This window comes from Komagataeibacter saccharivorans, assembly GCF_003207825.1.
Classification (GTDB): domain Bacteria; phylum Pseudomonadota; class Alphaproteobacteria; order Acetobacterales; family Acetobacteraceae; genus Komagataeibacter; species Komagataeibacter saccharivorans.
The window spans coordinates 112,844-135,642 of sequence record NZ_NKTY01000006.1 but is presented as its reverse complement, the minus strand read 5'-3'; the positions used below and the strand labels follow the sequence as shown (position 1 = coordinate 135,642).

20 protein-coding genes are annotated in these 22,799 nt (G+C 62.8%); 5 read left to right on the top strand and 15 right to left on the bottom strand.

Annotated features, from left to right (window positions below):
* The first annotated feature begins 16 nt into the window (after positions 1-16).
* Complete coding sequence (locus tag CFR79_RS05945) at positions 17-1,486, top strand: SulP family inorganic anion transporter (RefSeq protein WP_110547236.1); 1,470 nt, start codon at positions 17-19, stop codon at positions 1,484-1,486.
* Between the two features lie 151 nt (positions 1,487-1,637).
* Here CFR79_RS05945 and CFR79_RS05940 read toward each other — a convergent pair whose 3' ends face one another.
* The 9 genes from CFR79_RS05940 to CFR79_RS05900 form a co-directional block, all read right to left on the bottom strand.
* The gene (locus tag CFR79_RS05940; protein ID WP_408884560.1) at positions 1,638-2,516 is read right to left on the bottom strand and encodes a hypothetical protein; all 879 of its coding nucleotides are present in this window, start codon (positions 2,514-2,516) and stop codon (positions 1,638-1,640) included.
* A gap of 2 nt (positions 2,517-2,518) precedes the next feature.
* Positions 2,519-3,469: an MlaD family protein gene (locus tag CFR79_RS05935; protein ID WP_110547234.1), complete on the bottom strand. Its 951-nt coding sequence runs from the start codon at positions 3,467-3,469 to the stop codon at positions 2,519-2,521.
* Positions 3,469-4,164 (bottom strand): P-loop NTPase family protein, encoded by a 696-nt coding sequence (locus CFR79_RS05930; RefSeq protein WP_102324320.1) that lies wholly within the window; start codon positions 4,162-4,164, stop codon positions 3,469-3,471. Before CFR79_RS05930 ends, CFR79_RS05935 begins: the two co-directional genes overlap by 1 nt.
* Before the next feature lie 2 nt (positions 4,165-4,166).
* The gene (locus CFR79_RS05925; RefSeq protein ID WP_373280085.1) at positions 4,167-5,063 is read right to left on the bottom strand and encodes an MlaE family ABC transporter permease; all 897 of its coding nucleotides are present in this window, start codon (positions 5,061-5,063) and stop codon (positions 4,167-4,169) included.
* Positions 5,060-7,402, bottom strand: a complete 2,343-nt coding sequence (locus CFR79_RS05920) for an adenylate/guanylate cyclase domain-containing protein (RefSeq protein WP_110547233.1) — start codon at positions 7,400-7,402, stop codon at positions 5,060-5,062. Before CFR79_RS05920 ends, CFR79_RS05925 begins: the two co-directional genes overlap by 4 nt.
* 94 nt (positions 7,403-7,496) lie before the next feature.
* Positions 7,497-8,177, bottom strand: coding sequence for a DNA polymerase III subunit epsilon (gene dnaQ / locus CFR79_RS05915; RefSeq protein WP_110547232.1), 681 nt, complete (start codon positions 8,175-8,177; stop codon positions 7,497-7,499).
* A complete protein-coding gene (gene coaE / locus CFR79_RS05910) occupies positions 8,174-8,803 on the bottom strand; it encodes a dephospho-CoA kinase (protein ID WP_110547231.1) in 630 nt (209 codons plus the stop codon). Before coaE ends, dnaQ begins: the two co-directional genes overlap by 4 nt.
* Before the next feature lie 11 nt (positions 8,804-8,814).
* Entirely contained in the window at positions 8,815-9,681 is an 867-nt protein-coding gene (locus CFR79_RS05905; RefSeq protein WP_110547262.1) for a shikimate dehydrogenase, read from the bottom strand.
* Positions 9,682-9,692: 11 nt separating this feature from the next.
* Positions 9,693-10,541, bottom strand: coding sequence for an N-formylglutamate amidohydrolase (locus CFR79_RS05900; protein WP_110547230.1), 849 nt, complete (start codon positions 10,539-10,541; stop codon positions 9,693-9,695).
* Positions 10,542-10,772: 231 nt separating this feature from the next.
* Here CFR79_RS05900 and argH point away from each other — a divergent pair, with 231 nt between their 5' ends.
* The gene (gene argH / locus CFR79_RS05895) at positions 10,773-12,200 is read left to right on the top strand and encodes an argininosuccinate lyase (protein ID WP_102324325.1); all 1,428 of its coding nucleotides are present in this window, start codon (positions 10,773-10,775) and stop codon (positions 12,198-12,200) included.
* Positions 12,197-12,367 (top strand): hypothetical protein, encoded by a 171-nt coding sequence (locus CFR79_RS15795; protein WP_181417369.1) that lies wholly within the window; start codon positions 12,197-12,199, stop codon positions 12,365-12,367. The genes argH and CFR79_RS15795 overlap by 4 nt, the downstream gene beginning before the upstream one ends.
* Positions 12,368-12,377: 10 nt before the next feature.
* Here the strand turns inward: CFR79_RS15795 and CFR79_RS05890 are convergent, their stop codons facing one another.
* Entirely contained in the window at positions 12,378-12,776 is a 399-nt protein-coding gene (locus tag CFR79_RS05890) for a cytidine deaminase (RefSeq protein WP_110547229.1), read from the bottom strand.
* A gap of 79 nt (positions 12,777-12,855) precedes the next feature.
* On the opposite strand from CFR79_RS05890, the gene lysA reads away from it, so the two are divergent.
* Positions 12,856-14,226, top strand: coding sequence for a diaminopimelate decarboxylase (gene lysA / locus CFR79_RS05885; RefSeq protein ID WP_110547261.1), 1,371 nt, complete (start codon positions 12,856-12,858; stop codon positions 14,224-14,226).
* A complete protein-coding gene (locus tag CFR79_RS05880; RefSeq protein WP_110547228.1) occupies positions 14,223-16,973 on the top strand; it encodes a DUF4175 domain-containing protein in 2,751 nt (916 codons plus the stop codon). The genes lysA and CFR79_RS05880 overlap by 4 nt, the downstream gene beginning before the upstream one ends.
* 316 nt (positions 16,974-17,289) lie before the next feature.
* Here the strand turns inward: CFR79_RS05880 and CFR79_RS05875 are convergent, their stop codons facing one another.
* The 5 genes from CFR79_RS05875 to thiO all read right to left on the bottom strand — a co-directional run bounded on the left by CFR79_RS05875 (position 17,290) and on the right by thiO (position 22,749).
* Entirely contained in the window at positions 17,290-19,914 is a 2,625-nt protein-coding gene (locus tag CFR79_RS05875) for a cation:proton antiporter (RefSeq protein ID WP_110547227.1), read from the bottom strand.
* A gap of 222 nt (positions 19,915-20,136) precedes the next feature.
* Positions 20,137-20,757 (bottom strand): thiamine phosphate synthase, encoded by a 621-nt coding sequence (locus tag CFR79_RS05870; protein WP_110547226.1) that lies wholly within the window; start codon positions 20,755-20,757, stop codon positions 20,137-20,139.
* Positions 20,754-21,524 (bottom strand): thiazole synthase, encoded by a 771-nt coding sequence (locus CFR79_RS05865; protein ID WP_110547225.1) that lies wholly within the window; start codon positions 21,522-21,524, stop codon positions 20,754-20,756. The genes CFR79_RS05870 and CFR79_RS05865 overlap by 4 nt, the downstream gene beginning before the upstream one ends.
* A gap of 5 nt (positions 21,525-21,529) precedes the next feature.
* On the bottom strand, positions 21,530-21,730 hold the full coding sequence (thiS, locus tag CFR79_RS05860) for a sulfur carrier protein ThiS (protein WP_110547260.1): 201 nt from the start codon (positions 21,728-21,730) through the stop codon (positions 21,530-21,532).
* 23 nt (positions 21,731-21,753) lie between these two features.
* Positions 21,754-22,749 carry a glycine oxidase ThiO gene (thiO, locus tag CFR79_RS05855; RefSeq protein ID WP_110547224.1) on the bottom strand — a complete coding sequence of 332 codons (996 nt, stop codon included), beginning with the start codon at positions 22,747-22,749 and terminating at the stop codon, positions 21,754-21,756.
* Positions 22,750-22,799: the final 50 nt, after the last annotated feature.

Here is a 22,799-nt window from a genome sequence, read left to right as displayed (position 1 = left end):
AGGCACTGCTTTATTTATGTCCGCTCTTGCCCGTTACCGTGAGGAATGGTTCGGCAACATCACGCGCGATACGCTGGCCGGAATGGTCGGCACGTTCGCGCTGATACCCGAAGTCATCGCATTTTCATTCGTTGCGGGCGTGGACCCTGCGGTCGGGCTGTATGCTTCTTTCGTAATCAGCGTCGTCATTGCCCTGACGGGGGGCAGGCCGGGCATGATTTCCGGTGCGGCCGGATCAGTCGCCCTTGTGGCCGCAGCACTGGTGCGCGGGCACGGCGTGCAGTACCTGCTGGCCGCGACACTGTTATGCGGGCTTCTGCAGGTTACATTCGGCCTGCTCAGGCTGCATGTTCTCATGCGCTATGTCTCACGCCCGGTGCGGACGGGCTTCGTCAATGCGCTGGCCATCCTGATCTTTTCCGCGCAGGTTCCCCACATGCTGCATGTGACATGGCACAGCTACGCCATGATCGCGCTGGGACTTGCCATCATCTATTCCGTGCCGCGTGTCTTCTCCGCCATCCCGTCGCCGCTGATCTGCATTGTGGTGCTGACGGTCATTTCCATCATCTATCCCATGCCACTGCATACCGTGGCCGATCTTGGTCGCCTGCCGGACAGCCTGCCGCATCTTGTCTGGCCAGATGTTCCGATGTCGCTCGATACGCTTGAAATCATTGCACCCTATGCGCTGGCCATGGCTGCGGTGGGTATGCTCGAATCCATGATGACCGCGCGCGTGGTTGACGACCTGACCGAAACCACCAGCAGCAAGCGGCAGGAATGCACGGGTCTGGGTCTGGCCAATATCGCGGTCGGGCTGTTTGGTGGCATCGCCGGCTGCGGCATGATCGGCCAGACGGTAGGCAACCTGCGTTATGGTGGCCGGGGGCGGTTATCCACCTTCGTGGCGGGGGCATTCCTGCTGTTGCTGATGGTCGTGCTGCGCCCGTGGGTGGCGCAGGTGCCGGTCACGGCACTGGTCGCGATCATGATCATGGTGTCCGCCAGCACATTCTCCTGGTCGTCCCTGCGCGATCTGGCGCATCATCCACGCACCACCAGCGTCATCATGCTGGCAACTGTCGCTGTCGTGGTCGGCACGCATGACCTTGCGGCTGGCGTAGCGGTGGGTGTCCTGCTGAACGGCCTGTTCTTTGCATTTCAGGTTTCCAGCATGCTTGACGTCAGCAGCACGATTTCCGGCGATGGGACCACGCGTACCTATGTGGTGAAAGGGCAAATATTCTTTGCCTCCACCGATGGTTTTACAGATGCTTTCGACCTGCACGACACGACCTCCAGCAAGGTCATCATCGACCTGACCCATGCCCATCTATGGGACATGACCGCCGTGGGCGCGCTGGAAGAACTGGTGGGCAAGATGAAGGCCCGGGGCATGCTTGTGGAGCTTGACGGACTGAACAGCGCCAGCGCCACGCTGGTGGCACGCCATACCACGCTGCTGCCGCGTGATGAGGTATAAGACGCCTTACCAAAAGGCTTCTGTGCGATTTATCAAATGTTTGTCGGGCGGCCTTCAATGGCTGCCCATTGACCGACTGATGGAAAAAAGGCCTGTCCGGCTATAAGCTGGACAGGCCCTTTCCCATTGGACAAGCCGTTTTCAGACCGGCCTATTTCTTGCGGGCTGGAGCCGCGGGCAGCACGAACGGGTCAACCGCCGCTGATGATCCGGCCTGTCGTGCCCAGCGTTCAGCCGCAACCTTGTCACCTGCCTGCCCTGCGCTCTGGCTGGCGCGGGTGTAAAGCTGCGCGGCGGCCTGCGCATCACCTGCCTTGCTGGCAGCCATTGCGGCGACACCCAGAGCACGCGCCATATCGCGGTAATCCACCTGTTGCTGGCGGATTGTCGCGGCCTGCAACGCATCCTGCCATGCTGTCCGGGCACTACCACCCGTGGCAAGCAGGTTGCGGGCAGCCATTTCCCTGGCATCCGCACTCCAGCCTGCGGGCACCTTGCCCGTCAGCGTCGCGAAATAGGCCGCAACCGATGCCAGCGTGGCCTGATCGCCCCCATCATCTGCGATCAGGCCACGGATGAACTGGCCTTTTTCCGCAATATCCACATCCTGCGCCGCTGCCGCGCGTGCTGCGACGGATGCCGCTTCCGCATTGCGGCCAAGACGGTACAGCGCCCCGGCCTGCACCAGATCCAGTCCGGCATCATCCCCGGCCTGCCCGCGCACCTGCAGCGCAGAACGGGTAGCCGTGATGGTGGCCAGCGCATCCTGTGGCCTGTTTTCGTCCAGTTCGACCGTCGCAAGATTATAGCCTGAATCGCCTATGGCCGTGACATCATCACGCGCGATCGCACGCTCACCTGCCGCGCGATACTGCTGTTCGGCTACCGAAAGACGTTCCAGGCTTACGGCGTCACGGGCCGTCTCCATGTCCTGCGACAGGGTGCTGTCGGTAGGGGATGCCGCTTTTTCACCCCCGCCACATCCGGCCAGCGCAAGCACCAGCCCCAGTGCCACATAGTCTTTTTTCATGATCACGGCTGCACCTTCTGCGCTGGCAGGCGGGCATGGCCATGCTTCGCCTTGTTTCCATTACCACCCAGTATCCACAGCCCCCGCATCTGGTCGACCAGCTTCTGCAGGCTGGCAGCGGTGGACTGCGCCTGCACCAGAAGCACCGGAAGCTGCTGGCTGGCATCCTGCAGGTTATGGGTGATGGCGGGCGTTGCGTTGCTCAGGTCGCCCGTCGCCTTCTGCACGTTGGTCATGCTGGCACTGGCCTTGTCCATGACGCCTGCAAGCTGCTTTTCAATCGGCGCAAGCTGGCTGACCGTGGCATCGAGCGTGGTGATCATCTGCTCGGCCTGACGGATCAGGTCATCATTGGTCATAAGCCGCCCGATGGAGCCCTTGCCCGCATGCATGTCCGTAATGGTGGCGTCCAGCGTCGCCATCATGTGCTGGGCATTATCCAGAACGGGAATGACGCGGTCACGGATATCGCTGAAGGTCTGGGTAATGGTATCCGCCGGGTTGGGGGCATTTGTGGCGCTCAGCACCGCGTAGCTCCAGTCCAGCTTTTCACCCGCCCCGCGCGAGATGTCGATATAGGTCGCGCCGGCCACGACAAAACGCTTGCGGATGATGGCCGAACTGTCATGACGGATATAGGGTTCGATATCGGGATCGATCTCCGCAATCGCATACATGCCGCCCGACGGATTGATGCGCACGCGACGCACGGTGCCCGCGTGAATGCCCATCACCTCCAGATCATCGCCCACGGCAAGGCCGCTTACGCCATTTTCAGGCAGCACGATCCTCAGCCTGCCCGCAGGTCGCAGCCAGTCATGGAGCACACCGGCTTCAATCACCGCGCCGAACAGGATGACAAGCGACAGCAGGACAAGAATACCCACCCATTCATCGGCGTAACGGACACGCACAAGCTGCCGGATTCCGTCTGACTGTTGTTTCTGGACCATTACATCACCCGCATGGGAAAAAGACCTTCATCGAGAAGGCGCATGTGGAGATTGACCGCCTTGCGATACTCACGCCACGCGACCGCGGAGCGGACAAACCATAGCACGCCACACCCCCGGTCGCGTGCTGCGGTCATCATTTCAAAAAACGGCAGCACATTTTCTTCAGGCAGCACGTCGGATATGTCTTCCAGCACCAGCAGGTCGGGCCGGCCGAGGAATGCCCTTACACATGCCGCCCGCGCCTGATCCGCTGCCGAAAGCCGGTCCGGCGCCGTAATCGGCAGGCCGGGAAAACCGAACCTGCGGCCCAGTTCGGTGGCATGTTCAACCACGTTATCCAGCGGGTCGTTGGTATGGTACAGGTGCGGCAGCATGATGTTGAGATGCGTGCCGAACAGGTTCAGCCAGCTTCCACTGCGTGAAATACGGCCAATACGGCCCCGCAGTGCATTAAGCTGCCTGTCGCGTAACGTGGTCCAGTCCAGCCCCATGAACCGGATGCTACCCTGGCTGAGTGAAATCATGCCCGTGCACAGATCTGCAAATACGGCAGCGCGGTTTTCATCACGGCAGTCGATGACCACGCATTCGCCGGGCATGATGCGCAGGTTGTAAGGTGCGGGCATAAGCCCGCTCTCCTCGAAGGTGGGCACAACGTCGCGCAGTTCCAGCAGGGGTGCATTGGCTGTCATGGTCAGAAATCCAGCATGAAGAGGATATTGACCACCAGCACCAGCATGATCCCGCGCGCAAAACCACGCGGCATGATGCTGGCCATGGTGTCATTGCTGCTGACGGTCAGCCCTGAAATGCACGCGCCCAGCCCGACGAAGAAGCCGACCAGCACGAATTTAAGCGGAATGATCAGGTAATCCCACGTGGTCATGGCCCCGAGAACGTTGAAAAAGAACGTCCAGACCGAGGATGTGATGGCCCCGCTCGCATGCGCCACCATGAACCCCATGAGCAGCGACACGACCGAGAAGATCATCCCCAGCGTGAAGCCCCCGACCGTGAAGGCAAAGGTGCGCGGCATGACCAGCGCCAGAAACGGATCGATCCCCCGCGCCTGCAGGCCGCGCACTTCGCCACCCAGCACCAGCATCCCGATTTCCGTCAGGCACAGCATGCCACTACGCCCCATAAGGATGATCCCCACAAGGATGGGCGAGATTTCGCGCACCAGAACGGAAACAAGGATGGACCCGGTCATCTGCGCCATGCCGGCATAGCCCAGCCAGTACGCAGCCTGCGACACGACCATGAGGCCGGTCAGCGTGGCCGTGACCACAATGCTGAGGAAACCGCCGCCGACGACCTGCCGCAGGGTCGCCCGGAATTCATAGATAACCGGCCTGCGCCATGAATTGGGCCGCAGGCTTTCGCGCAGCGTGCCCCAACCCGCCCCGATCAGCAGTAGCGTGAAACGGACCTGATGGCGCGTCAGGCGTCCGATACTGGCAAGCCACGGCGCAAAACGCCGCAACACCAGCATGACGCGGCCCGCCTTATCAGGCTCCGACGGTCCCATGCCGGGTGTCTGCCCGCCCTGGGGCATGCTGGCCTGCCCTGAGGTGGGAATATCCGTCATCGCCGTCCGGCCAGCACATAGGTACGGGTCAGACCGACACCGGGGATAAAGAAGCGTCCACGCTCACGGAACAGGAAATTCTGCCGCAGGGCGACATACACTTCTTCCGATACCTGAATGGTGCCCACATCCGGCGCGCCCTGCGCCATCATCTCGGCCATGCCCATGGCGTCGCCCCACAGGTTGAATGCCTGCGGTTCCTTGCCCAGCATGCCGCCAAATACCGGCCCGACATCAATACCGATACGGAAAACCGGGTCCATGTCTTCCTTCGCCAGCATGGACAGCGTGCTTTCACGCATCATGAGCGCGGCGTTGGCCATGCGATACGCGGCCCCCTTGTCCGGCACACGCGAACAGCCCGCAACGCAGACCACGCGATGCCCCAGCATACGGATGGAATACAGCCCGCACTGATGGGCGATATCCTGCAATATCCCCGCCATGGTATCGATCAGCTTGATATTCGCGGTCGGATCGTCCTGCGCCGTCATCACGATGTCCGACAGGCTGATGACCATGATGGCCACGGCGGGATAGAATCCGTCCACCTTGGTCATGTCCGTCGCGGACGGCTGACCTTCCGCCGTCATGGCGGCGGGTTGCAGAAGGAAACCCTGGCTAGGGTCGCGTGGTTCTTCCTCCGCCGTGGGTTCGGACTCCAGTTCTTCCCTTGCCGCAGCTACGGCCGTATAATGCTGCGCGGAAAAACGGGCGGCAGCCACACCGGCGATCATGTCCACGAAATGGGAGACCATTTCCGCCCGCGGCGCATCTTCCAGCGTGATGACGCCTACCGGCCCGCTGCTACCCAGAATGGGATTGCAGAACAGCGCCCTGCTGCCGAAGGCGCGCATATAGACCCGGTAGAAGGCGGACGTACGGTCATCATCCGCCGCGCTGGCTATGACCAGCGCATCCCCGTGGGATACGGAATCAAAGAAGCTCTTGAGATCCGTGGTGGCCATTTCAAAGCCACCGGAATGCACGTCCTGCTGCCGGTCGTAGGAATCGATGCACATCAGGGTGTGCCCGTCATGCAGGATACGCCATATGGCAGCACGCCGGGCCAGCGACTGATCGGCCAGTGCCTCGGTCAGGATCAGGGCATTATCTTCGGGATTGAACAGTTCGGGATAGGCCGCAACGGATTGCAGGGCATGGCTTTCATAGTTGGCCACGGCATGCGCCTGCTCGATCTGACGGTGCATGCGCTCGCCCCTGCGGGCCTGAAGGAACAGCAGGAAACCCAGCCCCGACGCCATCAGCACCACGAGGATGGAGAACAGCAGGTTCTGCCGCCCGTCCGCCATGGCGAAGCGCGAAAAATCATCTTCCGGCGCGACCAGCAGCAGCACCCAGCTATCCGTCCCCACCGGCAGGTTGGCCGTGATGGTGACATAGTTCCGGTTCTTCACGCGGACGGTGCGCGCGCCATAACCATGAACCCGGTACTGGTCGAATGCCTTGCTCATGACCGGGAACTGGCTGGGATCGAGCACCATCTTCAGCGGGTCGCCATTGGCTCTGGCCAGCGTTTCCTTCATGGCGTGTCCGGCCAGAACATGCCCGTCATGATCCATCAGGATGGCGTTGCCGCTCTGACCGATCTTGAGCGAATTGAGGAAGCTGTTCAGATGGTCGAGCGAGAGGTTGATGGCATAGACATAGGTCTTGTTATCCAGCCCCTTGTACGGGACCGCCGCCGTTAGCGTCAGTTCCCGGGTCATTTCCACAAGGTAAGGGTGGGTCCAGTATTCGCGTCCCGCCTTGATCGTATCGGTGAACCATCCGTGCCCGCGCGGATCATACTGTTTCGACGGGGTCTGCCATTGCCGGACGGTCTTGCCCTGCGCGTCGCGCTGTTCATGCGCAAAGACCGAGTTGTCCGTTCCGGGGTTCTGCAGGGTTGTAATGGCTACACCCTGTCCGTCCGGCCCACGCTCCAGTTCACTGAAATTGCCATCACTGTCGGCCAGATAGAAAGACTGGATCTGTGGTACGTTGCGCAGCATGGTACTGCTGTAGGCATTGAATATCTTCTGTTCGACCGCGGGTGCGCCGTGTTCAAGCATGTCCCGCGCCACGATCGCCCCCGCCGAAGCGGGCATGAGGAAGGAACTGACTTCCTTGGCGATATAGTCCTGCTGGCTGACCAGCAGGTCATGCGTAAGCGCAAGGGCGCCGGTGCGCACCGTGCGGTAGGAATGCCACCCTACGCCAGCAATAACGGCGATGACCGAAACGACGCCGGCCACCGGAATACCGATATGGAGCAGGAAGCGCCTGAACTGATCGGAAGGGGCAATCGTGGGATCGACAATCTCGTCCGTGGACAATGCTCTCTTCCTGTTCAAGACATCCGGTACGATTAACGTCCCGACCCTAACCCAGACGGGCTGGCTGACCAACCCTTTGTTACATGCCGTATCCTCATGCCAGCCACAGCGGATCGGATAATCGCTTCACAAATGCCTGATGGGCCTCGATTTCCGCTTCCGTCGGCTGGACACGCACCGGCTGGTGACCTGCGGGACGCGCATAGGTATAGGTGGCGATGCCGCCACTGCCTTCTTCCACCGCCAGCCCCAGCCCGCGCTGCCTGCCACCGGTCAGCTCCAGATAGACGGCGGCCAGAAGCCGACAGTCCAGCAGGGCGTTATGGGTCGTACGTTCGGACAGGTCGATGGAAAAGCGGCGGCACAGGGCATCGAGGCTGTTGGGCATGCCGGGAAAGCGTTCGCGCGCCATGTCCAGCGTATCGACCATGCGCCCCATGTCGAGTTCCGGCAGCCCGGCCCGCCCAAGCTCCGCATTAAGGAAGCCGAAGTCGAAGCGTGCGTTATGCGCGATCAGGGCATCATCGCCGACGAAATCCAGAAACCCTTTTGCGATCTCGGCAAATTTGGGCTTTCCCTCAAGGTCGGCACGGGTGAAGCCATGCACGCGGGATGCTTCCTCGGGCACGTCCCGTTCGGGATCGATCAGCACATGGAAGTTGTTGCCGGTGGGCAGGTCGCCCATCAGTTCCAGCGCCGCGATTTCAATCACGCGGTCACCCTTGAGCGGATCAAGCCCGGTGGTTTCCGTATCGAACAGGATGGAACGCTTCATGCTGACTTCCTTCTGGCCTGCGCCCATGCGATGGGCGTATCTTCACGCATGGCGCGCAACAGCCGCCGGACCTGTCGCACCGTATTGAAACGTGACAGGCCGGTTTCAATAATCACATCCGCCTTACGCCGTCGCAGCCGGTCGGGCATCTGCCGCGCCAGCACTGCATCGATCTGGGCCGGTGTCATCCGCCCACGGCGCAGCACGCGCGCGCGCTGCACTGGTGCAGGCGCACTGACGACCGCGACACGGTCACACAACCGCTCCGCCCCAGTTTCAAACAGCAGCGGAATGTCCAGCACCACCCAGCGGCATCCATCACGCCGGGCGCGCTGCAGGAACTGCCGCCGCGCCGCACTGACCATGGGATGGATGATTTTCTCCAGCCCGCGCATGACAGCCGGATCGGACAGGGCCGCGCGCCGCAATGCCGACCGGTCCAGCACATTGTCCTGCACGGAACCGGGCACCAGATTTTCAATGGCAGGCAGCGCACGCCCATGCGGGGCCTGAAGGGCGCGGACCACGGCATCGGCATCGAACAGCCGCACGCCCGCCCGTTCCAGCATGGCGGCGGTCGTGGACTTGCCCATACCGATCCCGCCGGTAAGCCCGAGTACGCGCATTGCCCGTCCGATCAGCCCGCGCGGGCACGCCGCAGATCGGCATCCAGCAGGGCTTCGACCTCCGGTCCCATGTCCGGCATCGCGCCGAACCATTTGCGAAAGCCTTCCCCGGCCTGATGGATCAGCATACCCAGCCCATCAACCGTGCGCAGCCCCCGTGCGGCAGCCTGTTCCAGCAGGCCCGTCTGTCGTGGCACATAGACAATATCACATACCACAAGATCAGGGCTGGCCTGTTCCAGGCTGAACGGGAAAGCCCCGTCGGCCACCCCTTCCATGCCGATGGAGGTCGTATTGACCAGAAGCGTGCATGACGGAAGGGCCTGCCCGGCCTGTTCCCAGTCAATCACCTCTATCCCGTCAAGGGAGGCCGCAAGCACCTGCGCACGCGCACGGGTGCGGTTGGCGACAATGACCTTCACCCCCCGGTCCAGCAGGCTTGCGGCAATGGCGCGCGCCGCGCCGCCAGCCCCCAGCAGCAGGGCACGGCCGCCCGCGACTTCAATGCCATGCGCCTCGACATTGGCGACGAAACCGTCACCATCGGTGGAATATCCTTCAATCGTCCCGTTTTCGGCGAAGACCAGCGTATTGACCGAACCGGAGCGTTCAGCCGAACGGTCCAGCCGGTCCACGATCCGGTAGGCCGCCTCCTTATGCGGGATGGTCACGTTCACGCCCCGGAAACCGGCCGCCCGCAGGCCATGCACGGCGGTCTCAAACTGCCCCGGCGCCACCGGCAGGGGCACATACACCCCATTGACGCCACTTTTTTCCAGCCAGAAATTATGCATGAGCGGGGAACGCGAATGCGCCACCGGCCAGCCGATCACCCCGGCCAGAAGGGTATGCCCGTCGATACGCGGCCTCTGTTCCATTATCTTTTCCATCAGGCTGTCTGTTTACGCGCGCCCATGGCCTGACCGCTGAACTCCTGCCATGCCTGCGGCAGGATACGCGCAAGCCGCGTCGCCCATTCCGCCTGCCCCTCCGGCCCGGAAATCAGGTCCTGCCGGATCTCGATTTCAAGATAGGGTAGGCCGCGCCCTTCGGCATGGACCGGCACGGTATAATCGCTCACATCCGTCAGGGCATAGGGTTCGTTGCTTCCCACAACCAGTCCCTCTTCCGCACGCAGCAGGTCGCGCACCCGCAGCCCGAAGGCCGGGTTACGGTTGTGCAGAACCCCCGTATGCCATGGCCTCGCCTGCCCGTTCATGCGGTCGGTAAAACTGTGCAGGGAAATCAGCACCACGGGCAGGCCCGCATCCAGACGGGCGGAAAGTTCGGCCCCGATCCGCTGGTGATAGGGCAGGAATATCTCCTCTACCCTGCGGCCTTCCTCATGGGCGGTAATGTCGGCATTGCCGGGCACGACCGTGCCATCACTATGCCGCACGATGGATGTCGGATGTCCCGGCGCACGGTTACAGTCAATGACAAGGCGGGAATACGCCTGTTCGATCAGGACACAGTCCAGTTCCTGCGCCAGCAGCCGCCCGGTTTCGGCCATGCCGATATCACAGGCGATATGACGATCCCGGTCCCGGTCGCTTACGCCCATATCGCCCAGCGTGGCGGGAATGGCGCGACCGGCATGGTCGCTGACCAGCACGAAAGGCAGACCGGGAGGGAGCGCCTGCGCCCCGATGGCCGAGGTGCCGAACTGGATGACGGGTGCCGGATCATCCTGCGTCAGCAGACGTGACGGCTCTTGCGCAGGGGCTGCATGCTGCATTGTGGCGGGGCGTCCTATGCCATGGGCGGGTTGAAACATGACCCTACAGTCCCCACGGCATGAGTAAAAGACCCCACGCCGCAACCCTCCCCCTGCATGACAGGACGGATGCACCTGAGCAACGGGCCACAGCAAAGATTGTGTCGGACGCATCACACCGGTAGGGTGCGGCTGCCATGGCATGATGCCATATATAATCCTTCATCACACTTGGGGTAGCTGGAACACAGGATGCCGGGGAACGCGAAAAAGCTGACGGATCAGGACGCGCAGAAAGCAAACGCGCAGTGGGGCGGGCGCTTCGCCGGGGGGCCGGCCGCGATCATGCAGGACATCAATGCCTCGATCGGCTTTGACCAGGCATTATGGCGGCAGGATATCGCGGGTTCCAAGGCCCATGCCGCCATGCTGGCCAGAACCGGCATCATTTCCGACGCCGATGCCCGCGCCATTACCGAAGGGCTGGATGAAATCGGGCGCGAGATCGCGGCGGGCACGTTCGAATTCAGCACGGCGCTGGAAGATATTCACATGAATATCGAAGCCCGCCTGTCCGACCGGATTGGCGAGGCTGGCAAGCGCCTGCATACCGCGCGGTCACGCAACGATCAGGTGGCGACCGATTTCCGCCTGTGGGTACGCGACGCCATTGATGGTCTTGACCAGCAGGCCGCATCCCTCATGCGCGCACTGGCGCGGCGCGCAGCGGAACATGCTGCCACCCCCATGCCCGGCTTCACCCACCTGCAGACCGCCCAGCCCGTGACCTTTGGCCATCACCTTATGGCCTATGTGGAAATGCTGGCGCGCGACCGGGGGCGGCTGCTGGATGCCCGGCGCAGGCTGAATGAATCGCCACTGGGGTCCGCAGCCCTGGCAGGGACCTCCTTCCCCATCGACCGGGAAATGACGGCCAGCGCCCTTGGTTTCGACCGCCCGACAGCCAACTCGCTCGATGCCGTATCCGACCGTGATTTCGCGCTGGAATACCTCTCAGCACTGTCGATCATGGCGGTACATCTGTCCCGTCTGGCGGAGGAGATCGTGATCTGGTGTTCCGCCCCCTTCTCCTTCATCCGTCTGTCGGACGCCTTCACCACGGGTTCGTCCATCATGCCGCAGAAGCGCAACCCCGACGCGGCAGAACTGGTCCGCGCCAAGGGTGGGCGCATTACCGGCGCGCTTGTCGGGCTGCTGACGGTCATGAAGGGTCTGCCGCTGGCCTATGCCAAGGACATGCAGGAAGACAAGGAACCCGTATTCGCCGCGACGGATGCCGCGGCACTCAGCCTTGCTGCGATGGACGGCATGATCCGTGACCTCAGCGTCAATGCGGAGCAGATGCGGGCCTATGCGGGGTCGGGATTCTCGACCGCAACCGATCTGGCCGACTGGCTGGTGCGCGTGCTCCGGGTGCCGTTCCGCACCGCCCATCACGTAACCGGACGGCTTGTTGGCAAGGCGGAAGCGAAGGGCGTGGGTCTTGCCGACCTGACGCTGGAGGAAATGAAGGCGGAAGAACCCGGCATTACCGAAGATATCTTTTCGGTGCTGGATGTCGATTCCTCCATCGCGTCACGCACCAGCCATGGCGGCACTGCGGCAGATAACGTCCGCGCCCAGTCCGCACGCTGGCTGGAAACGCTGGGGGCGGAATGATGCGCCTTCTTGCCATCCTGCGCGGGCGGATCGCCGGAATCATGCTGATGGTAGGCGTGCTGGCGGCCATGGCCACAACGCTTGACGCCTGCGGGCGCATCGGCGCGCCCCATCAGCCCGCGCGGTCAGATGGGTATTACAGGAGCTATCCCAGCCCCGACCGCTGATACCGCGCGGTCAGGACAGGCTGCCCGGCCCGAAACTGTCGGGCAGCAGGTCCGCCAGCGTGCGCACCAGCAGCACGCCTCCCTGCGGCGATACCATGGTGACCGTGGTATCTGGGCCTGCGAATTCCCTGATCTTCTGCCGACATCCACCGCACGGCGTGCAGGGCGTATCCAGTCCGCCACACACCACCACGCGCCGGATTTCACGCGCGCCCGCCGCAGCCATGGCCGCGATGGCGCCTGCCTCGGCACAGGTCCCTTCCGGGTAGGCCGCATTTTCCACGTTGCACCCGGCGAACATCCTGCCATCGGCTGTCTCGACCGCCGCGCCAACCTGAAAGCGTGAATACGGGGCGTAGGCCCGCAGCCTTACCTCCACCGCCGCCTGCACAAGAGGGTCATTTTCCATGACTGATTTGTGCTTCCCATCCTTTCATGCGTCAAGCACCTTGGAAGCGGCGGAGCAAGGCGGTATCGTAGCGGCCATCATGGCTGATGCTCCCCTCACCTGTCCCGGACAGGACCCCTCCGTTTCCGATCTTCTGGCCGTCCGTCCGGCGCTGTCCATGCATGCCGTGGACGGGCTTGTGCTGGAAGACGTGCCCCTTAATGCCATTGCGGATGCGCTGGGCACACCCACCTGGGTCATGAGCGCGGGCACGCTGCGCGCACGTTACCGGCGGCTGGCCACGGCGTTCGAGGGAACGGACACCCCTGTCTCGATCCATTTCGCCGTCAAGGCCAACGATCATCTGGCCGTGCTGCGCGTACTGGCCGCCGAAGGGGCCGGGGCGGATGTGGTCAGCGGTGGCGAACTGCGCCGGGCCATGGCGGCGGGCATCCCCGCACGCCGGATCGTCTTTTCGGGCGTTGGCAAGACGGCTGATGAAATGCGGCTGGCCCTGCGCGCGGGCATTGCCCAGATCAATGTGGAAAGTGCGGAGGAACTCGATCTTCTTTCCGCCGTTGCCGTGGATGAAGGACTGGATGCGCCGGTTGCCCTGCGCATCAACCCCGATGTGGATGCCGGTACCCATGCCAAGATCACCACGGGCCTTGCCACCAACAAATTCGGCATTCCCTACAACCGCGCGGCGGAGCTTTACGCCCATGCGGCAGCCCTGCCCGGCATCCGCGCCGTAGGGCTTGCCATGCATATCGGCAGCCAGATCACCCGTATGCAGCCTTACCGCACCGCCTACGCGAAGCTTGCGGAACTGGTGCGCACCATCCGCGCGCGCGGTCTTGCGGTTGACGTGCTGGACTGCGGTGGCGGGCTTGGCATTTCCTACCGCGATGAAGGCGAGGGGGCGCCCGAAGCCCTTGCCAGCGCCATCCATGCCGAACTTGGCGATCTGGGCACGCGCCTTGCCATTGAACCGGGCCGCTGGCTGGCCGGACCTGCCGGGGTGCTGCTCAGCACCGTCATCCTGCGCAAATCCGGCTATGACGGCATGCCCCCCTTCCTTGTGCTGGACGCGGCGATGAACGACCTCATGCGCCCCAGCCTGTACGATGCGTGGCACGGAATCCTGCCGCTTTCACCCTCGGAAGCCTTCGCGCCGGTCGAACAGGTGCATGTGGTGGGACCGGTATGCGAAAGTGGCGATACCTTTGGCCATGACCGCAGCCTGCCACATATGGAGGCCGGTTCGCGGCTCGCGCTGCTGGACTGCGGCGCCTATGGCATGGTCATGAGTTCAACCTATAACGCCCGCCCGCTGGCGGCACAGGTCATGGTGGATGGCAACCGCTGGTCCGTCATCCGCGACCGTCAGCAGACGGAAGAACTGTGGGGTGCCGACCGCATTCCCGAATGGGTGGATACCGCGCTCCTCCCCGCTGGCGGAGGCCTATGACAGCGGGGCAGGACAGCACCCAGCCCGGCGGCACCACCCTGCCGCGACGTCTGGCCCATGCGCGCCAGCAGGCCCGGCGTGCCCTGTGGGTGGAGCGGCTGTGGCCGCTCATGCTGCCTGCCGCCAATGCTGTCATGGGTATTGCGGCGCTGGGGCTTACGCGCCTGCCCCAGTCCATGCCCGATGGGCTGCACGGTCTTGTCCTGGCAGCGATCCTTGGCGGCACGGCCTATGCGACGTGGCGGCAGTGGCAGCGTATCCGCCCCCCTACCGCACACGAAACCGACCGGCGGGTGGAACGCGCATCGGGCCTGTCCGGCCAGCAGCTCAGCACATTGCAGGACCATCCTGCCAACGCGACCACGCCACAGATCGCCTATCTGTGGCAGGTGCATCTGCAGCGCACCGCCGCATCACTGGGGCGACTGCGTGGCGGCTGGCCGCACCCGAACCTGCACACAACCGGCGGGTGGCAGGCTACACCCCTTCTTGCCGCCGTGCTGGCAGGTGGTCTGTTATGGACGGGTGGTCATGCTCCCAGCCGGATCATGGCAGCCTTCGTGCCCGGCGTGGATGATGCTGACACCCCCGCGCCACAGGTCAATGCATGGATCACCATGCCAGCTTACGCCCCCGGCGCGCCGGTCTTTCTTGACGCCGCCCATACGGACGCAACCGTGCCAGCGGGCGCGCAACTGACCGTAACGCTGAACGGACTGAACGGCAGGCCCGTCCTGCGGGTGCGGCGCGACGGTCGGCAACCGGTCATGGGCGCGCATACCTTCCATGCGCTGGGACAGGCAAGCTGGAATACCGAATCGCCCCTGTTGGCCAGCGGCACGCTGACCCTGCGCGGCCGTGGGCGCACGCTGGCGCAATGGAACCTGAAGGTAACGCCCAACCCCGCGCCTGAAATCGCGTGGGGCAAAGACCCGGGCAGTCATGAGGGCGAATGGCGGACCCGCCTGCCCTATCATGTATCGCAGCCCTACGGCATCACCAGCCTGCATGCGGAACTGATTGCGCCTGATAGCGGACAGCTCATCACCTCCGTACCGATCCCGCTCAATGGTCATCCGCGCGTGGCGGATGATGTGGCGACACCTGACCTGTCCGAAAATCCGTGGGCGGGAGAAGAGGTGACAGCCCGGCTGGTGGCCACCAGCAGCAGCAATGTCACCGCGACATCCACCCCCATCCGCATGCGCATCGGGGCACGTTCATTCACCAATCCGGTGGCCAAGGCGATACTTGATATCCGCAAGCGCATGGCGCTGCACCGGGAAAACCGGACACAGGGCAGCCGGGAACTGCTGGCGCTGGGACAGACCGACACCGTGCTGACGCATCAGGCAGGCTTCATGCTGGCCCTGACCAGTACGGCAGCCGTGCTGGATAGCGAGGACGTAAGCGATGAATACGCCCTTGCGCAGGCAACCGGACGACTGTGGTTTCTTGCACTCGATATCGAGCATAAGCGCCACGACATAAATAACGAACAGGCCGATTTCGGCGTACAGGCGGCGCAGGAAGCCGTGCGCGAACAGCTTGAACATATGCGCCAGATGGGCGCCGCCGGTCAGGGCGCGGACCAGCAGGCGGAACTCCAGCACCGCATGCAGGCCCTCAAGGATGCCCTTTCGCGCAAGATGCAGGCACTGGCGCAACAGGCGATGCGGGAACATTCGGCCATGCCCGCCATCCCGGAAATGACAATGCGGGGTGAACAGAACCTTGGCCGCATGATGCAGCAGTTGCAGGATGATGCTGCCAATGGCCGCGATGCGGACGCGATGCAGAAACTCCAGCAGATGGAGGACATGGCCGAAGGCATGCGCAACGCCACCCCGCAGGACATGGCCCAGCTTGCCCAGCAGATGCAGGCCCGCCAGCAGGCGCGCGAACTGCGCCGTGACCTGCGCGATCTGACCACGCGCCAGTCCCAGTTGCTCGATCACGCACAGTCACGCATTGATCAGGAACAGCGCGAACAGGAACGCAATGCCGCCCGCCGCCAGACCGACATGGACGAGGATGGCTCCGACCTGTCCACCCTTTCCACGGCCGACCTGCTGCGCCAGTTGGGCATTACGCCCCCCGATGCCGCGCCTTCGCCCGCCCCGGCCCCCACCACGACGCCACCACCGGAAAGCATGTCCCCTGAAGCCCGCACCATGCAGCAGCATGCCGACCGGGCCGTGCAGCATGCCCTTGCCCGTGCCCTGCATGAACTGCGCAATGAGTTCAAACAGGCAGGCGGCAAGGATACGCCTGCGCTGGACAGGGCACAGACGGATATGAAAGCCGTCCGCGCCGCCCTTGGCGCAGGCAAGGACACCGACGCGGCGGGGGCGGAGAAAAAAGTGCTGGCCGATCTGCAGCAGGGCGACCAGCAGATGCGCCAGTCCATGCGCAACCAGAGCGCGCGCGGCGGCATGACCGTTTTCCTGCCCATGGCATCAGGCGGAAATGGCAAAGGCGGCAAGGGCAGCGGTGGCATCCATCCCAGCGATCAGGACGATGAGGATGATGACGACCAGCAGGCCACGGACAAGAATGACCGTGATCCCTTGGGCCGCAAGACGGGTGATTCCCACATGGGCATGGATAACGAAACCCATGTGCCCGACAACGCCAGCCGCGAACGGGCGCGCGAGATTGAACAGGAACTGCGCCGCCGCGATTCCGACCGCACCCGCCCGCCAGAAGAACTGGAATATCTTGATCGTCTGCTACGGGCTTTCTGAAGGTCCGTAGCCCTCTGCTTTCACACCGGAAGCCCCGGCGGTAGCAATCCGGAACACAGGCGCCTGCATACCGTTTCCCTCACCGGGGTTTCATCTATCTCGCACGCGCAGAGATCTGTCTGGAATGCATCAGGACGTTTTTTGGTGAAGCTTTTTTTCAAGAAGCTTCACCAAAAACGCCGCCTTTTTGAAAAAAGGCGGCACCCCAAAACCTGTCGTGTTTTTTATTCAGGCTCTCTTTTCCCGCCACGCCGGATCGAACACACCCGCGCTTAGCTTCAGGCTTTCAGCAGGCGTCTATTACGCAGGATGAATGTCAGGCATCGGTCGCCTGACTATCCTGCTTGACGGGGATCGCCCGGTTGACCGGTGCCGTGGCCAGGGCGATGGCGTCGTATGAAGGCGTGGCAACGTCTTCCGCCTCCCCATCCTGCGGCAGCAGGGCCGCATCGGGCAGTTCACCCTTGGCACAGGCCTGCACGATCCGTTCAAGGTTTTCCCCGATACGCGGATAATCAGCAACCAGCTTGCAGAAATCCCGGGCGCTCATGGTCATGAAGTGGCCAAACTGCAACGACCGGCAGGTCGCGGCCACGCGCCCGCCACGAAGCGCTTCTTCCGCACCCAGCACCGCGCCTGCGCCGAAGCGCACATCATGTTTGGGGAAATGGGTTTCCGCCAGTCCGGCACTGATGAAATAGACCGTGCGCACGCTCTGCCCCTGCCGGTACAGCCGTTCACCGGGGGACGTGAAGTGAAGGGACATTTTCATGGCGATGTCATGCAGCACGCCATCGGCAACCCCTTCAAACAGGGGGAAGTTGCGGATACGGCTTTCAATACCGGCACGGATGTTGAATTTCAGCCTGAAATCAAGCTGCTCGCGCCGATGACCGACATCGCGGTGCAGTTCGCGGTGCAGTTCTTCGCTCAGCAACGATTCGGACATCAGCGTATCGTATTTTTCCTCTTCCAGACGCAGGGCGATCTGGCGCAGCATCCGGTTTTCCAGTGCCTCGGAATAGCCATGATAATGCAGTCGCAGGGTCTGGAGCGCTTCATCAAGCAGTTTGCACTGCCGGTCCAGCACTTCGCCCACGATCTCGCTGATACGGTGGCCCAGTGTCGGCTCCATGCGCTGGCGCATGAAACGCGTCAGCGACAGGGATACGAAATAGGCGATCATCAGCATCTCGAAGCGTTCCGTCATGCAGTACATGAGCGGCGTATCGAAATTGAAACGGTGATGGATCATCTGCGCGATACGGAAGCGCAGCGATGGCCGCAGCCTGCGCCGCAGCGCGCGCACATAGCCGAAACGCCCTTCGAGACGCGCGCCATCGACCATTGCCTCGGCGGAACGCAGCAGCGTTTCCATCACCCGCCGCGACAGGCCCTGTATGCGGAACAGGTCCAGCAGGATGGAACGCTCCCGGTTGGCGATGACGATCAGGGCCAGCGTCACGCGCTGCCGGTCACCCAGCGCGGTATCGAATGTGTTGGCCTGTTCTTCCGCATGGACGCGGCGATCAAGCACATCCACCACCGTGCCGGTTACGGTAGGGGAGAAGCCCAGTTCACCCGCGACCTCACGCGTCTGGTCGCGCACTTCTCCAAGCCCGATGGCAAGGATCTGGTGCCGTAGCGCCTGATCGATGGCAGGTAGCTGGTCCAGTTTGAGGAACAGCACCAGATACCGCAGCGACAGCCCGTTCACGAACAGCGTAATCAGCACGAAGCCCGTTGCGATGATACCGATAAAATGCGCGATGCTGCTGGAGACGTGCTCGTTTTCCGTCACGGCCAGCGCCAGCGCCAGCGTAATGGCCCCACGCAGTCCACCCCATACCATCGTTACCTTGAACGGTGTCGGCACGGGCGGTGACAGCTTGGTGGCGGCAAGGATGGGCAACATGCCGAACACCACGGCCCCACGGGCCAGCAGCCCTGCGCCGGCGGCCAGCAGGATCAGCACGCAGTCCCACCGCGTCATGCCCACCAGCAGGCGGGGCACCAGCATGGATGCCAGCACGAACACCAGCGATCCCGCCCAGAAGACAAGCTGCTGCCATAGTTCGTTAAGGAACCGCCATGTCTGGGGCCGGAAGGTGGACGGACCGTAAATGGAAATGGTCAGGCCCGAAGCCGCCGTCGCCACCACGCCTGAAAAACCGAGGAATTCATCACACACGATGTAAGACAGGTAAGGCAGCGCCACGGTCAGCGTCACCTCCGCCGCCGGGGCCGCACCCAGTGCGGGGATCATCATGAGCGTGAGCCGCCCGAATACGATACCGATAATCAGGGCGCCGATGAAGGAGACAAGGAACTCCAGCACCGCGCCACCCAGCATGATCTTGTGATGCGAGGTGATGGAGCCAAGCAGGATGGTGAAAATGGAAATCGCGGCGGCGTCATTCAGCAGCGCCTCCCCCTCCACAAGGCGGGTCAGGCGGCTGGCGGCCCCGATTTCCTTGAAGATCCCCGCCACGGCGGATGGGTCTGTCGTCGCTACGATCGAGCCCAGCAGCAGGCACACCGCCAGCGGCACACCCGCAAAGGGATAGAGCGCGAACCCGATGGTGGCGGTGGAGACGGCAACGGCCACGACGGCCAGAAGCAGGACGGTCGCGGTTTCATGCGCAAGTCTGCGCACATCAATGCCCAGCGCGCCCTGGAACACCAGTATGGGCAGGAAGATCAGCAGGAAGGCTTCGCTGTTAAGCGGAAAATCCAGAAGCGTTTCCGCAGCCCCGCTGAAAATTTCCAGATGGGTATTGCGCAGCACCAGATCGGCCGCGCCACCGATCACGATGCCCACGATGGCAAGCAGAACGGTTTCCGACAGTTCCAGACGGCGGGCAAGCGGCTGGACCGCGCTGACCACAACAAGCAGCACGGCAATAGCCATCAGAATTGCTGCCAGACCCGCTATCTCCATTCAAAACCCTCAACTTTCGGCCATATCATAATTATAGCCTTATCCTACCGGCTGACCATGAACAGATTATGTCCATTGTGTTACAGAGCGGTAGAAACCGGATTATCGAACCAACGCCCGGATGAGAAAGATGTTTTCCGTCGCCCTCGATAATCGAGTATCAATAATGCCACACAGAAGTTGCATTAACAACACGGTCCATATCACATTGCCGTCCGTTTTTCATACGCAGGCCGTATCCGACGTGGCATGAAGCCATGCCTTCACCTGCCCTTCCGGGTCGGGCATGCGGATGAAGTCGGACACGGCGGCAACACAGTCCGCTCCGGCAGACAGGCACAGCGGCGCGCGCTCCAGCGTCACACCCCCGATCGCAACCAGCGGAATCGATCCGATGCGCTGTTTCCACGAGTTCAGCTTTGCCGTGCCCTGCGGTCCCCATGGCATTTTTTTCAGTCTGGTCGGCCATACCGGCCCCAACGCCACATAATCGGGCACCACGGAAAGCGCACGTTCCAGTTCCGCATCGCTGTGCGTGCTGACACCCAGCCGGATTCCAGCCGCACGGATGGCGGTCAGGTCGGCCGTGTCCAGATCTTCCTGACCCAGATGGATGTAATCCACCCCTTCCTCAATCGCGATGCGCCAGTAATCATTCACGACCAGACAGACGCCGTACTGACGCGCATGACCGATACCCGCACGGATTTCCCGGCGCAGGTCATCCATCGCCATATCCTTCAGCCGCAACTGGATCAGGCTGGCGCCCGCCTGCCCCAGACGCGCAACCCAGTCCGCCGTGTCCACCACCGGGTAGATCCGTGAGGGAAGCGGCATGCTCATAACACCGCCTGCCCGATGACGGGGGTGGAAGGCACCGCCATATCACGCTCTTCCATCGGATCGGCCAGATAGGCCATGCGCCCGGCTTCCACCGCCATGGCGAAGGCACGGGCCATCTGCGCCGGATCACCAGCCCTGGCGACCGCGGTATTGATCAGGACCGCGTCATATCCCAGTTCCATCGCCTGTGCCGCGTGGGAGGGCACGCCGATACCGGCATCGACCACCATCGGCACATCGGGAAAATGCGCCCGCAGCGCCCGCAGGCCGAACAGGTTGTTCAGTCCCTTGCCCGAACCGATGGGCGCGCCCCATGGCATCAGGACTTCGCATCCCGCGCGCAGCAGACGTTCCGCCCCCACCAGATCCTCGGTCATGTAGGGAAAGACGTTGAAGCCATCTTCCGTCAGAATACGCGCGGCCTCAACCAGTGCGAACATGTCTGGCTGCAGGGTGTCGGATTCGCCGATCACCTCCAGTTTGATCCAGTTCGTTCCGAATACCTCACGCGCCATCTGCGCGGTGGTTACGGCCTCACGGGCCGTATGACAGCCCGCCGTATTGGGCAGGACCGGCACGCCAAGGGCGCGGATCAGTTCCCAGAATGACTGCCCCGCCCGTGCGTGCGCCGCCTCCCGCCGCAGGGAAACCGTCACCACCCCCGCACCGGCGCGACGGACCGCATCCGTCAGGATTTCGGGCGATGGGTACTGCGCCGTGCCCAGCATGAGGCGCGACGCCAGTTCGGTGCCGTAGAAAAGGGTCATTGTCTTTATCCTCCCTGCATCGGGGCCAGGATTTCCACCCGCGCGCCTTCATGCAGGGGCATGGATGCCCGCCTGCCCGCCGCGACAAAGCTGCCATCAACCGCTGTCGCCACGCGGGCCGTGCTCTGATAGCCCAGTTCGTCCAGCAACGCCGCAAGCGTGGGCGCCCTTACGTCGTGGCGTTCGTCATTTACCAGAATCTGCATGTCCATCTCCTTTGCGGGAGGTATCACCCGTTACCGAACACGATATCGGCCGCATCGGCTGCCCGGACGGGTGAGAGCAGGAAACCGTGCCGGTACATTCCATTGATGTGGATATGCCGCCCTTCCCGCCTGACCGCAGGCATATTGTCGGGAAAGGACGGACGCAGGCCGGTGCCGGTTTCCAGTATTTCCGCTTCGCCAAAGGCGGGATGAAGGGCGTAGACCGCGCCCAGCATTTCCGCCATCGACCGCAGGGTCATGGGCCCCGCGTTTTCGCTTTCGATCATCGTGGCACCTACCATGTATACATGGTCAGCACGCGGCACGATATAAATGGGTATGCGCGGATGAAGCATGCGCACGGGACGGTGCAGCGTTACATCCGGGCAGCGCAGCAGCAGCATCTCGCCCCGGACACCGCGCATGTCCGCCATCTGGTCACGCGCGGCAATCCCCGTGCAGTCCACTACCCAGTCATATCCGCCTGTCCCGGCCGTCCGGGGCACGTCGAACGTGATCCGTCCCCCCAGATCAACAAGACGGGCCGCGAGCGCGGCCAGCGCATCACGCGGGTTCACATGGCCCTCACCGGCAAAGAACAGGCCCGTGGAAAAACGGTCCGCCAGATCGGGTTCCAGTTCCGTGATTCCCGCTTCACCAATGGTGGAAAAATGGGATGTCCGCCGCCCGAAACGCGCGACTTCGCGCACGTCACGCGCGGGCGCCAGAACAAGGGTGCCATTGCGCGTCACACCGGGCACATGCGCGTCCCACCAGTCGAGGGAGGAAAGGGACTGCTCCGTTACCTCCCGCGTGGCGGATTCAGCCTCGCACCATGGTGCCAGCATGCCCCCGGCGTACCACGACGCACCAGAACCGACACGGGCCCCGTGTTCATGCACATGAACCCGCGCGCCCCGTTCCGCCAGTGTTACGGCAGCAGTCAGCCCGGAAACCCCCGCCCCACGCACAAGGACAGACGGACCCGCCGCGGGGGAGAATGCCGTTTGTTCTGCCATGTGCCTGATGCCCCTGTTCAGATAGATCGTGTTCGCCGCACAGTGTGCCT